The 13,172-nt window shown below is 67.3% G+C and carries 9 protein-coding genes; 6 read left to right on the top strand and 3 right to left on the bottom strand.

The annotated features are described in order from the left end of the window. Window positions 1-133 precede the first annotated feature (133 nt). Entirely contained in the window at window positions 134-1,999 is a 1,866-nt protein-coding gene (locus GBB76_RS02015) for an ABC-F family ATP-binding cassette domain-containing protein (protein WP_152301743.1), read from the top strand. Between the two features lie 385 nt (window positions 2,000-2,384). On the opposite strand, the gene GBB76_RS02010 is transcribed toward GBB76_RS02015, so the two are convergent. From GBB76_RS02010 to GBB76_RS02000, 3 genes are all read right to left on the bottom strand, one after another. After that, the gene (locus tag GBB76_RS02010) at window positions 2,385-3,662 is read right to left on the bottom strand and encodes a porin (RefSeq protein WP_246669005.1); all 1,278 of its coding nucleotides are present in this window, start codon (window positions 3,660-3,662) and stop codon (window positions 2,385-2,387) included. A 316-nt stretch (window positions 3,663-3,978) separates the two neighbouring features. Beyond that, a complete protein-coding gene (locus GBB76_RS02005; RefSeq protein WP_152304716.1) occupies window positions 3,979-4,425 on the bottom strand; it encodes a DNA polymerase III subunit chi in 447 nt (148 codons plus the stop codon). Between the two features lie 59 nt (window positions 4,426-4,484). After that, entirely contained in the window at window positions 4,485-5,993 is a 1,509-nt protein-coding gene (locus GBB76_RS02000) for a leucyl aminopeptidase (protein ID WP_152301742.1), read from the bottom strand. Window positions 5,994-6,194: 201 nt separating this feature from the next. On the opposite strand from GBB76_RS02000, the gene lptF reads away from it, so the two are divergent. The 5 genes from lptF to pdxA all read left to right on the top strand — a co-directional run bounded on the left by lptF (window position 6,195) and on the right by pdxA (window position 13,146). Next, the gene (gene lptF / locus GBB76_RS01995) at window positions 6,195-7,352 is read left to right on the top strand and encodes an LPS export ABC transporter permease LptF (RefSeq protein ID WP_152301741.1); all 1,158 of its coding nucleotides are present in this window, start codon (window positions 6,195-6,197) and stop codon (window positions 7,350-7,352) included. Between the two features lie 54 nt (window positions 7,353-7,406). Continuing rightward, window positions 7,407-8,492 carry an LPS export ABC transporter permease LptG gene (gene lptG, locus GBB76_RS01990; RefSeq protein ID WP_152301740.1) on the top strand — a complete coding sequence of 362 codons (1,086 nt, stop codon included), beginning with the start codon at window positions 7,407-7,409 and terminating at the stop codon, window positions 8,490-8,492. Between the two features lie 50 nt (window positions 8,493-8,542). Beyond that, window positions 8,543-10,978 (top strand): LPS-assembly protein LptD, encoded by a 2,436-nt coding sequence (locus tag GBB76_RS01985; RefSeq protein WP_246669004.1) that lies wholly within the window; start codon window positions 8,543-8,545, stop codon window positions 10,976-10,978. A gap of 104 nt (window positions 10,979-11,082) precedes the next feature. After that, window positions 11,083-12,063, top strand: a complete 981-nt coding sequence (locus GBB76_RS01980; protein ID WP_152301739.1) for a SurA N-terminal domain-containing protein — start codon at window positions 11,083-11,085, stop codon at window positions 12,061-12,063. A gap of 21 nt (window positions 12,064-12,084) precedes the next feature. Continuing rightward, on the top strand, window positions 12,085-13,146 hold the full coding sequence (gene pdxA / locus GBB76_RS01975) for a 4-hydroxythreonine-4-phosphate dehydrogenase PdxA (protein ID WP_152304714.1): 1,062 nt from the start codon (window positions 12,085-12,087) through the stop codon (window positions 13,144-13,146). Window positions 13,147-13,172 lie beyond the last annotated feature (26 nt).

Genomic DNA, 13,172 nt, shown 5'->3' with positions numbered 1-13,172 from the left:
GAGCGCGTGCCGGCTCGGCCGCCGCCCGCGTTCCTGAACTTTGCCCGCCGACCGCACGCCTCGCGCCAGGGCCCGGCACCGCGCCCCGCATATGGCTCTTGCCGACCGCGCGAGCGCGCGGCACAAGACCCGCATGATCCTGTTCGAAGATATCAGCCTGCGCATCGCCGGCCGGCTGCTGATCGACCACGCGACCGCCGCCATACCGGACGGCGCCCGCGTCGGTCTGGTCGGGCGCAACGGCACCGGCAAGACGACGCTGTTCCGGGCCATCACCGGCGACATGGCACTGGAAAGCGGCGATATCCGCATTCCCACCGGCGCGCGCATCGGGCAGGTGGCGCAGGAGGCGCCGGCCGGGCCGGAGCGGCTGATCGACGTCGTGCTCGCCGCCGACACCGAGCGCGCGAGCCTGCTGAAGGAGCGCGAGAGCGCCACGGATGCCGCCCGCATCGCCGATATCGAGCTGCGCCTCGTCGACATCGACGCCCATGCCGCGCCCGCCCGCGCCGCGCGCATTCTCGCCGGTCTCGGCTTCGACGAGGCGGCGCAGCAGCGGCCCTGCTCGGAATTCTCCGGCGGCTGGCGCATGCGCGTGGCGCTCGCCGCCATCCTCTTCGCCGAGCCCGACCTGCTGCTGCTCGACGAGCCGACCAACTATCTCGACCTCGAAGGCACGCTCTGGCTGCAGGACTATCTCGCGCGCTATCCGCGCACCGTGCTCATCGTCAGCCATGACCGCGAACTGCTGAATGAGTCGGTCTCCTTCATCCTGCATCTCGACCAGGGAAAGCTGACGTTCTGGCGCGGCGGCTATGATTCCTTCGAGCGGCAGCGGGCCGACAAGCAGGCGGTCGACCAGAAGGCGCGCGCCAAGCAGGAAGCCAAGCGCAAGCACATGGAAGCCTTCGTGGAGCGGTTCCGCGCCAAGGCGACCAAGGCGCGGCAGGCGCAGTCACGCCTGAAGGCGCTGGCGCGGATGGCGCCGATCGCCGAGATGGTGGGCGAGGCAGCGGCGGCGATCTCCATCCGCCATCCCGAGCGCATCCCCTCCCCGCCGATCCTGACGCTCGACGGCGTCTCGGCCGGTTATGACGGGCGGGCGGTGCTGAAGAGTCTCACACTGCGCATCGACCATGACGACCGCATCGCCCTCCTCGGCCCCAACGGCAACGGCAAGTCGACCTTCGCCAAGCTGATCTCCGGCCGCCTCGCCCCGCTATCCGGCAGTATGGTGCGGGCCGCCGGGCTTGAGATCGCCTATCTCGCGCAGCACCAGCTCGACGAACTCGTGGCCGCAGAGACGGTTTACGACCATGTGCGCCGGCTGATGCCGGACGCGCCCGAGGCAAAGGTGCGTTCGCGTGCGGCGGAGATGGGCTTTTCCGGCGGCGCCGCCAACACGACCATCGCCGCCCTGTCCGGCGGCGAGAAGGCGCGGCTGCTACTGGGCCTCGCGGCGTTTCACGGGCCGCATCTGCTCATTCTCGACGAGCCGACCAACCATCTCGACATCGCCGCGCGGCAGGCGCTGACCGAGGCGATCAACGATTTTCCCGGCGCGGTGATCCTGATCAGCCATGACCGCTCCCTGCTCGACGCCAGCGCCGAGCGGCTCTGGCTGGTCGCCGAGGGCACGGTGCGGCCCTATGAGGGTGATCTCGACGAGTACCAGAAGCTGGTGGTCGGGCGCAGCGCCTCGGCACAGCGCAAGGATCCGGGCGCCACGCGCGCCGATGAGCGTCGGCAGGCGGCCGACCGGCGCGCGGAAACGGCGCCGCTTCGGCGCCGGATCAAGGACGCCGAGGCTCTCATGGCGAAGCTGGAACGCGCCATCGCCGCCTTCGACGAGAAGCTGGCCGACCAGACGATCTACCTGAAGCAGCCGGCCGAGGCGCAGCGCCTCGCCCGCGAGCGCGCCGACGCCGCGGTCGCGCTGGCCCGCGCCGAGGAGGAATGGCTCGAGCACTCCGCCGCGCTCGACGCCGCGATGGCCTGAGCGACGGCCGGCTCGAAGGCGAGATTTCTTATCCGACGATGTGAGGAAACGGCACGGGTGGGATGCCCGGGCTCCGCCATGGCGCGCGTCCGATACAGCGCGCCCGAGGTGCCGCACCCGCTGGCGTCCCACTCGCGAAGACGCCCCGGCGCCGAGGATCAGTTGATCGCGCGCCGCGATCTGGAAGCCACGAGTTGGAAAGCCGCGACCGGAGCGACGTGACCTCGAGGTCACGATCCGGAACGCCGCGTCTGGAACGCCAGTATCTGTAACGCAGGCGGCGGCCCGTTTGCCGGCGCGCCCTTCGCGGATGCCTTCATCGGCCTCAAAAGCAAAAAGCCCCGGCACAAGGCCGGGGCTTTCCGTAGTCCAATCTCGGACGAGATCAGAAAGCGCGCTTCGCCGTGAAGGTGATGCGGTTCTGCTCGGCGGTCTCGGACGCGGTGAAGAAGTCTTCGAACTCACCCACGTTCGAGTAGTCCCAATCGGCGTTCAGGTAGTCGTACTGCAGGGCAAGGGTCAGACCCTTGACCGGCTTCCAACCGATGTTCACGCCGACGTTGTAGCCCGAGAACGAGGCCGTAGCGGCCGGGAGGTAAGCGAAGGAGTCGCTCTCGGTGTAGCTGCCGACGATGCCGGTGAAGACGGTCGGGGTCCAGTAGTGGATAAGAGCGCCGCCGACGTACCAGCCGCCAACGTTGTTGCCGAAGAAGTCGATGTTCGGCAGCGTGCCGGCCAGGCCGAGATAGCCCGAAGCGCCGTCCGCATACACGCCTTCGACGTACAGCGTGGTGGTCTCAGCGATGTCGAAGCGGACACCGGCCAGAGCCGCCCAGCCAGCGTCGCCGCTGACAGTGTACGGATTGCTGAAGCCGTCCAGCGTGCCGTATTCACCGTTGTCGTGATACGCGCCCGACACCTTGAACGCGCCCCAGCTGCCTTCGTAGGCAATGTTGGCGACGATGTCCGGAACCTGCTGGCCGTCCAGGAGGACGAAGTTGTCCTCGCTGTATTCACGGGCATAGGCGTCTTCGAGCGAGATGGTCGCCGAGAAGCCGTTGCCGAAGTCAGCAGTGTAGGAGATCAGGTTCGGGGTCGTATCCGAGTAGTAGTTACCCGGCTCGATGCCGAGCCAACCGTCGCCGGCCCAGAAGTCGAACGCCGACGTCGCCTTACCGATCGTGAACCCGGCGAACTGGATGTAGCCGAACTTCAGGTAAGCGTCGTTGATGCTGTTGTCCGAGAAGGTGAACTCGTTGGTCTCGTCGTTCTGATCGAAACCGAAGCTCTCACCGTACTCGAAACGAGCTTCGATGTACGAACGCAGGGTGCCGTACTCGGTCTGAGTGCGGGCATCGAGCTGGATCGCGGCGCGGGTCTGGAAGTAGACCTGACCATCCGGATCATCGCTGGCAACGGCGAAGCCGTTGACGCGAAGGTTGGTGTCGAGGTCGGTGTAGTACGTGTCGGCAGTGACGTAGCCGCCGACCTTCAGGCAGGTTTCGGTACCCGGAATGTAGTAGAAGCCAGCGCCGTAAGCGGAGCAGACCTTCACGTATTCCGCAGCCTTCGCCTTCACAGGCAGATCGGCCGCCGCAGCAGTCCCGACCATGGCAAGCCCAGCGACCGAGCCGAGCAGCACATTCTTAATGACCGTCTTCACTTCATTCTCCCCCAAATTGGACCAATGTTGGGTTTTCGATTGTCAGGACCCGCCGCAGAGCGCGGCATCCACAGCGATACTGTTCGAAACGATCCGGCGGTGCAAAGCGAAAGTGGCCGCAAAGTGCCCTCGCCGGCTATTCCGCAACGAAGTGTTGCCATCGAGACACAATTTTCACGCGGTAGCCGAATAGCGCGTGCCCCAGTGGCATAGTTTGCGAAAGGTTTGGTAAATCAAGGCTTAACGGATTTCGCCCAGACGCCGGAAGCGTTGGTATGCGTGCAATTGTGGCGCCGCCTGCCCCGAGGGCGCCGGATCATCGCCGCACCCAGCGCCCGTCCGGTCCCTGCTGCCAATAGGCCACTTCGAATCCCGCCGCGCGCGCCGCGCGCCAGGCATTGCGCGCCTGCTCGATGGCGTCGGAATCGTTGCCGTCAAAGAGATGGATCACCCGCGCATAGGCGGAAGGATCGGGAATCGCGGCGCCGTCGATCAGGAATCGCACCGCTGCGCCGCCGGGATTCGATTCGGAGGTGGTGAGCAGAATCGGCTGCCGGGCCGGGTCGGGCTGGCGGTCCGTGCCGTGCGGCAGGAAGGAGGCGTCGTCATAGGTCCACAGAAGCTGGTCGAGCGCCTCGACCCGTTCCGGGGCGCCGACCTGCACGGCGCAGCGCCAGCCGCGCTCCAGGCACTTCTCCAGAAGCTGCGGCAGGGCCGCCTCGAGCGGCCGGCCCTGCAGATGATAGAAGAACACTTCCGTCACGGAGAGGCTCCCACGGAGGGCTTCGCTCATCGCGGCCGGCGCGCCCGCGCCGGGTCCGCTCAGGATTCGTAGTGGCGGGCGACGAGGTGGTCGAGCAGGCGCACGCCCCAGCCCGAGCCCCAGCTGCGGTTGAACTCGCTGGCGGGCGAGGACATGCCGGTGCCGGCGATGTCGAGATGTGCCCACGGCACATCGCCGACAAAGCGCTGGATGAACTGGGCGGCGGTGATCGAGCCGCCGAATCGTCCGCCGGTGTTCTTCATGTCGGCGAACTTCGAATCGATCAGCTTGTCGTATTCGGGCGAAAGCGGGAGGCGCCACACCTTCTCGCCGGTGGCGAGGCCCGATTCGGCCAGCCGCTCCGAGAGGGAATCATTGTTGGAGAACAGGCCGGCATGCTCGGTGCCGAGCGCCACGATGATCGCGCCGGTGAGCGTGGCGAGGTCGATCATGAACTGCGGCTTGAACCGCTCCTTGGCGTACCAGAGCACGTCGCCCAGCACGAGACGGCCCTCGGCGTCGGTGTTGATGATCTCGATCGTCTGCCCGGACATCGAGGTAACGATGTCGCCGGGGCGCTGGGCGTTGCCGTCGGGCATGTTCTCGACGAGGCCGATCAGGCCGACCGCGTTGACCTTGGCCTTGCGGCTCGCCAGCGCGTGCATGAGGCCGACCACGCAGGCCGCGCCCGCCATGTCGCCCTTCATGTCCTCCATGCCGGCGGCCTGCTTGATGGAGATGCCGCCAGTGTCGAACACCACGCCCTTGCCGACGAAGGCGACCGGCGCCTCGCCGGACTTGCCGCCGTTCCAGCGCATCACCACGACATAGCTCTGCTGCTCGGAGCCCTGGCCGACACCGAGCAGGGCGCCCATGCCGAGCTTCTTCAGCTCCTTCTCGCCGAGCACCTCGACATCGACGCCGACCTTGGCGAGGTCGCCGGCGCGCTTGGCGAACTCGGTGGGGGTCAGCACATTGGCCGGCTCGTTCACCAGGTCGCGGGCGATTACCACGCCCTCGCCAATGCCCTCGCGCTTCTTCCAGGCGCGCTTGGCCGCCGCGTCGTCCTCTATATAAAGAGTGACCTTGGGACGCGGGGTCGCCTCGTCGGGCTTCTTCTTGGTCTTGTAGCGATCGAAGGAATAGGCGCGCAGCCGCAGGCCGAGCGCGAGCTCGGCGGCCGCCTCGGCCGGCACTTCGCCGCCCGGCAGCGCCAGCACCACGCCGACATCCTTGGCCGAGGCCGGCAGCCGCCCGAAGATGTTGCCGCCCAGCTTCAGCCAGTCGAACGTCTTCAGCTCGGACGGCTTGCCGATGCCCATGACGATGACGCGCGCGGCGGCGAGCCCGGTCGGCGCGACGATCTCGGTCGCCTTGCCCGCCTTGCCGGTGAAGCGGTCGGCATGCGCGGCGCGCGACACGAGGTCGCCGGCCGGGGCGAGCAGCGCCTCGACGGCGGGCGCGAAGGCCGGCACATCTCCCTCGACAGGCTCGGCGGCGAGGAGCACGACGATCCCCTCCAGGGAGGTCGGGAGCTTGGCGAAACTGATCTTTACGCTATCGGGCATTGGCGCACCTTGATTGGGGCTCGGCGGAATTCACTCACCTTTAGCCGAATGCGCGCCGGGCGACGAGACTCAAACGGCCTTGGCGTCGACGCCGGACGGCCCGATTTGCGCCCGAGCGCTCGGCCAATTATTCATCGTGGTCAAAGGACGGTCGCGCCGGGGCGGCGGACGTCTCCATAAAGACGCAGGGAACGCCGCTCGATGACCCGCCTGGACCGCTATGTGTTCCGATCTGCCGTGACGGCGTTTCTCGGGACGCTCCTGGTACTGACCGCCATGATCTGGGTCACGCAGGCGCTGCGCGAACTCGACATCATGACCTCGCAGGGCCAGACGATCATCGCCTTCATCGTCATCACCAGCCTCGCTTTGCCCGCGCTGATCCTCGGCCTCGCGCCGGCGGCTCTGTTCATGGCGGTCGCCCACACGCTGTTCCGCATGAACAGCGATTCCGAGATCGTGGTGGCGAGCGCGGCCGGCATCTCGACCTGGCGCTTCCTGCGCCCGCTGGTGATTCTGGCTCTCATCGTCGCGGCCTGCTGTGCGGCGCTGTCGCTCGAACTGGTTCCGGCGGCGATGCGCCAGTTCCGCTATGAGATTTCGCGGGTGCGAGCGGACGTGGTCGCCTTCATCGCCCAGCCGGGCCGCTTCACTCCGCTCGCGCAGGGCATGGTCTTCAACGTGCGCGAGCGCAATGCGAGCGGCGTGCTCGGCGGCATCTTCATCAACGACGCGCGCGACCCGAACCAGGTCAACACCTACCTTGCCGAACGGGGACAGGTGATCGATTCGGCGGAGGGCACGTTCCTCGTGCTCGAAGAGGGCGCCATCCACAGGCGCACGCCAGGCAAGCCGGACAGCAATGTCGTGGAGTTCCAGCGCTACGCCTTCGATCTGTCGCCCTTCACCTCCAGCGGCGAGAACACGGTGTATCGCGCGCCGGAGCGCTCCTTCCGCGAGTTGCTCAACCCCAACCCCAAGGACTTCGTCTACATGGTGGAGGCGGGGCGCTTCACCGAGGAGATACATCGGCGGCTGTCGCTGCCGCTCTACGTGCTCGCCTTCTTCGCTATCGCCTGCGCCGCGCTGGCCGAGCCGCGCACGACGCGCGAGGGCCGCGGCCTGGCGCTTGCGGCGACGGCGCCGTTCATCATCTGCCTTCAGGTGACGAGCTTCGGCCTGGTCAACCAGGTCCGCAATTCGCCCGAGGTCATACCGCTGGTCTATCTCGTTCCCATCCTCTTCATCATCGGTTCCATGCTGTCGCTCAGCGGACGGTTCAAGCCACGCATGCCCGACGTCATCCGCCGCCGCATCGACGCGCTCGCCCAGCGTGTCGTTCGCGCCACGGTGCAGTGAGAACGCCATGACGGGACGCGCGCCCCTCCCCCGGGTCAGAAGCGGAGCCGCCACGTGATCGGCCGCACGCTCGGCACCTATTTCGGACGCCGCTTCCTGAGTTCGGTGCTTGGCATCTTCCTGGGATGCTCCGGCCTGATCATGCTCATCGACCTGCTGGAACTGTCCCGCCGCGTGGGCGAGCGCGACGTCGACTTCGGCACGCTGATTCTGCTGGTCATCTACCGGATGCCGTTCTTCACCGAGCAGCTTCTGCCCTTCGCGGTGCTGTTCGGCGCCATCGGCACCTTCCTCACCCTGTCGCGCCGGCTGGAGCTGGTGGTGGCGCGCGCCTCGGGCATCTCGGCGTGGCAGTTCATCGCGCCCGCCTGCCTGCTCGCCGTGCTGCTCGGGGTGTTTTCCACAACCGTCTTCAACCCGGTGTCGGCCGACTTCAAGGACCGCGCCAGCCGGCTCGAGGCGGAGATATTCAACCGGCAGACCGGCCTGTTCGCCTCGACCACGGGCGGCTTCTGGATGCGCCAGCAAAGCGTGGACGGGCAGGCGATCATCCAGGCCGCCGCGACGAGCGAGGGCGGGCGCGTGCTGACCGGGGTCAACGTCTTTCTGTTCGGCACCGACGACAAGCTGATCGAGCGCATCGAGGCGCGCCGCGCCATCCTGGAATCAGGCGCCTGGCGGATGGAAAATGCGCGCGTCTTAACTCCTGCAATAGGGTTGCAGGAGTACGATACGTACATGCTCGCGACGAATCTCACGCCGAATCAGGTCCAGGACACGCTGCAAAGCGATACCGTTCCGTTCTGGCATCTGCCTGCCGCCATAGAGGCCGCCTCGCGCCTCGGCTTCGGCGTCGAACGCTATCGGCTGCAGTATCAGAGCCTGCTGGCGCGACCCATGCTGCTGCTGGCGATGGTGCTGATCGCGGCCTCGGTGAGCCTGCGCGTCTTCCGCTTCGGCGGCATCGGTCAGACGATTCTCGGTGGCGTCGCGGCCGGCTTTCTGCTTTATGTGTCTACCAAGCTCGCAGAGGATCTTGGCGAGGCCGGGATCGTGCATCCCATTATTGCAGCGTGGTTTCCAGCGGTCGTTGGAGCTTTGATGGGGGTTCTCATCCTGCTTCACCGGGAGGACGGATGAAGGTCGGCAGCGTGATAGCCGGCCAGGCGGATCAGAGGCGTTCCCGGCGCATGCGCTGGCTGAACACCGCCGCCTGTCGGCTGCTCTTCGCGGTGAGTACCGCCACGCTGGTTGCGTTTGTGCCGGCGACGGGTGCGCATGCGCAGTCGGAACAGGGCGGAAGCTCGGCCCTGGCGGCCGGCGTGCTCCAGCAGCGCCAGAGCGATCCCAACGCGAAGATGCTCGTGACCGCCGATGAGCTGGTCTACGACTACACGCGCAACGAGGTCATCGCCGAGGGCAACGTCCAGATCTATTACGACGGCGCCGTGCTGCAGGCGCGGCGCGTGGTCTACGACCAGCAGGGCAGCCGCCTGCGCGCCGAGGGCGGTGTGCGACTCAAGGACAAGGACGGCACCGTCATCGCCGCCGACAGCCTCGACCTGTCGCAGGACTTCGCCGACGGCTTCGTGAACTCGCTGCGCATCGACACCCCGGACGACATGCATTTCGTCGCGGCGCGCGCCGACCGTTCGGGCGGCGACACCACGGTGCTCACGAGCGGCGCCTACACGCCTTGCGAACCCTGTAAGGAAAAGCCGGAAAAGCCGCCGCTGTGGCAGGTCCGCGCCGCCAAGATCATCCATAAGGAAAAGGAACAGACGATCTATTTCGAGGATGCGCGCCTCGAATTTTTCGGCATTCCGATCGCCTGGGTCCCCTATATGGAGGCCCCCGACCCGACGGTGAAGCGCAAGTCCGGCTTCCTGGTTCCGCAGTTCGTGAACTCGTCGGAAATCGGCTACGGCGTCACCGTTCCCTATTTCTGGAACATCGCGCCCAACATGGACGTGACGTTCTCGCCGCTCTTCGTCTCCAAGCAGGGCGTCATGCTCGACGGCGAGTTCCGCCATCGGCTGGAGACCGGCACCTACTCGATCCGCGCCGCCGGCATCATCCAGGAAGACAAGGACGAGTTCGCCGGCCAGCCGGGCTATCGCGACCAGCGCGGCATGGTCGAGACGCACGGCCGCTTCAACATCAACGAGAACTGGTACTGGGGTTGGGACGGCTGGCTGATGTCAGACGAGACCTTCCTTCAGGACTACAACCTGATCAGCGCCACCACGCGCGAGGTGACGTCGCAGATCTACCTCGTCGGCCAGGGCGACCGCAGCTATTTCGACCTGCGCGCCATGTACTTCACCGGCCTCACCTCTTACGACGTGGAGGCGCAGCAGCCGGTCATCCATCCGGTGCTGGACTACAGCAAGACGCTGGGCGAATCGGTGCTCGGCGGCCAGTTCAGCTACGACTTCAACCTGACCAGCCTGACCCGCGACGAGATCGACCTGCGGGCTACCTCGGCCCTGTACGCGCCGACCTTCCCGACGCTGTATGACGGCCCGACCAACCAGTGCGACCTCGCCAAGGTCGAAGATGCCGGCGCGGCGCTTCGCGATGCGTGCCTGATGCGCGGCATGGTCGGCAGCTACACCCGCCTGTCGGGCGTGGTCGACTGGCGCCGGACCTTCATCGACACCGCCGGCCAGATGTGGACGCCGTTCTTCAACATGCAGCTCGACGTTGCCTCGGTGCAGTCGCAGGCGGATGATTCCCCGTGGCTGCCCGGCAATGACGAGCAGCTGTTCCGCGCCATGCCGGCGGTCGGCCTCGAATACCGCTATCCCTTCATCTCGGCGCAGAGCTGGGGCACGCAGACGATCGAGCCGATCGCGCAGGTCATCATCCGTCCGGACGAGACCGACATCGGCCAGTTCCCGAACGAAGACGCCCAGAGCCTGATCTTCGACGACACCAACCTGTTCGATGTCAGCAAGTACTCGGGCTATGACCGCGTGGAAGGCGGCGGGCGCGGCAACATCGGCATCCAGTACACCGCCAACTTCAACGGCGGTGGTCAGATCAACGCGCTGTTCGGCCAGTCCTACCAGCTCTTCGGCAAAAACTCCTACGCCTATGAGGACATGGCGAATACCGGCGCCGAGTCGGGTCTGGAAACCGACGCCTCGGACTATGTCGCCCGCCTCTATTACCAGCCGACGCAGAACTTCTCGGTGATCAACCGCTTCCGTTTCGATCAGGCCGACTGGTCGGTGGAGCGCTACGAGATCGAAGGCCGCGCCGTGCTGACCGAGAAGCTCTCCGTGAGCGCCCTCTACGGCCTGTACACGGCGCAGCCCGAGCTCGGCTATTACGAGGAGCGCGAGGGCATCCTCGGCATGGGCACGCTCAAGCTCGACGAGCGGTGGAGCCTGCGCGCCGCTGCCCGTTACAACCTGAACCTCGACGAGATCGACTACACGCTGTTCGGCGTCTCCTACGCCGACGAGTGCTTCGGCCTCGCGCTCAGCTACCGCTCGGACTTCACCGAGAGCGGCAACCGCTCGCGGGTCGACACGGTGCTCGTGACGATCTCGCTGAAGACCCTGGGCGAGGCCGGCTTCTCGTCCCAGCTCGGGTCGGGCTCCAGCAGCAGCGACTGACGGCCGGCGTCGTATTGAGGCCACATCCGCCGATCAGAAGAGCACGATCCATCGGAAGAGACATGGGCCTGCGCGCAATAGGCCAGGGAAGATTGGGGGCGGACATGCTCGGAGCGGATCGGATTCGGGATGGTTGGCTCGCCTGCCGTCGTCTGGTCGCCACGCGGGCCGTCGCCCTCGCTCTGGCCGCCCTCGGCGCCTTCGGCACCGTCTCCGCCCTGCCCGCCCCGGCCCTCGCCCAGCAAATCCTCGTGATGGTGCAGGGCCAGCCCATCACCAGCTTCGACGTCGCCCAGCGTATCAAGCTCGCCCAGCTTACCGAGCGCCGCTCGCCGACCCAGAAGCAGGCGCTGGAGGAACTGATCGACGAACGGCTCAAGGTCGTCACCGCCGAGCGGTTCGGCATCACCGCCGAGAAGGAAGAGATCGACAAGATGTTCGCCCGCATGGGCACCCGCACCGGCCGCACGCCCGAGCAGCTCACCGCGGCGCTGGCGCAGGCCGGCCTCGACGCCCGCATGCTCAAGTCCAAGATGCGGGCCGACTATGTGTGGAACAACTATGTGCGCAGCCGCTACTCCTCGGCAGCGACGGTGCGCGATTCCGACGTGTTCGCGGCGTTGCAGAGCAAGGGCGAGGACCTTACCCGCGCCCAGCGCACCACCGAATACACCGTCCGCCAGATCGTGCTGGTCGTCTCGCGCACCGCAAGCCCCGCCGAGCGCTCGCAGCGCATCGCCGAGGCGAACAATCTGCGCAAGGCCTTCGCCGATTGCGAGACGGGCGTCGCCACGGTGCGCGGCATGCGCGAGACCGTCGTGCGCGATCCGGTGATCCGCACCTCGGCCGACATGAGCGCGCCCGTGCGCAAGGTTATGGACGACACCCCGATCGGCCAGCTCACCGCCCCGGAAGTGACCCGCGCCGGCATCGAGATGGTCGCCGTCTGCGGTCGCCGCGAGGTGGTCGGCGAGAGCACCCAGAAGCGCGAAACCCGCACCGAGCTCGAAACCAAGCAGTTCGATGCGGTGTCCCAGCGCCTGCTGGCCGATGCCCGCAAATCCGTCATGATCCAGTATCGCTGACGGCACATGACCACCGCATCCATGTCCGCCGCGCCGTCGCCCGCCCTCGCCCTGACGATGGGCGAGCCTGCCGGCATCGGCCCCGACATCACGCTGGCGGCCTGGCTCCTGCGCAATGAGCGCGACCTGCCGGCCTTCTTCGTCACCGGCGATGCCGGCCTGCTGCGCGCCCGCGCTGCCCATCTCGGCCTTTCCGTGCCGGTCGCCGAGTGTTCGCCGGAGGATGCCGGCCGGCACTTCCACGCGGCGCTCCCGGTGGTTCCCGCCGGACCGCCCGCCGCCGCCGCGCCCGGTCGCCCCGATGCGAGCAGCGCGCCGGCCGCGCGCGCCGCGATCGACACCGCTGTATCGCTGGTGCAGGCCGGCCGCGCCGGCGCCGTCGTCACCAACCCGATCTCGAAGGCGGTGCTCTACGCCGCCGGCTTCACCTTTCCCGGCCATACCGAATATCTCGCGCATCTGTGCGGGGAGCCCGCGCCGCGCCCGGTGATGATGATCTGGTCGCCGGAACTCGCCGTGGTGCCGGCGACGATCCATGTCGCGCTGGCCGAGGTGCCGCATTTGTTCACGCAGGAGCTGCTGGTCGAGACCGCCCTCATCGTCGCCCGCGACCTCGAGCGCCGCTTCGGCATCGCCTCCCCGCGCCTTGCCGTCTGCGGGCTCAACCCGCATGCGGGCGAAGAGGGCACGCTGGGCGTGGAGGACGAGATCGTCACCCGCCCCGCCGTCGAGAGCCTGCGCCGCGCGGGCATCGATGCGCGCGGCCCGCTGCCGGCCGACACGCTGTTCCATCCGGCCGCCCGCGCCGGCTACGACGTCGCCATCGGCGCCTATCACGACCAGGTGCTGGCGCCGGTGAAGGCGCTGGCCTTCGACCGCGCGGTCAATGTGACGCTGGGCCTGCCCTTCGTGCGCACGTCCCCCGACCACGGCACCGCCTTCGATATTGCCGGCACCGGCCGCGCCGACCCGTCGAGCCTGATCGAGGCGCTGCGCCTCGCCCGCCGCCTCGCCGGCCGCGACGCCGCCCGTGCGGAAGGCCAACCGGCTGCCGAACTGGCGTTCGACGGCCCTCCGGCGTGATGCCGCGCGGGGGACGAAGCATGGGC

Source organism: Ancylobacter sp. TS-1, from assembly GCF_009223885.1.
GTDB lineage: Bacteria > Pseudomonadota > Alphaproteobacteria > Rhizobiales > Xanthobacteraceae > Ancylobacter.
The sequence above is the reverse complement of the archived record's forward strand: the minus strand, read 5'-3'. Positions and strand labels throughout refer to the sequence as shown.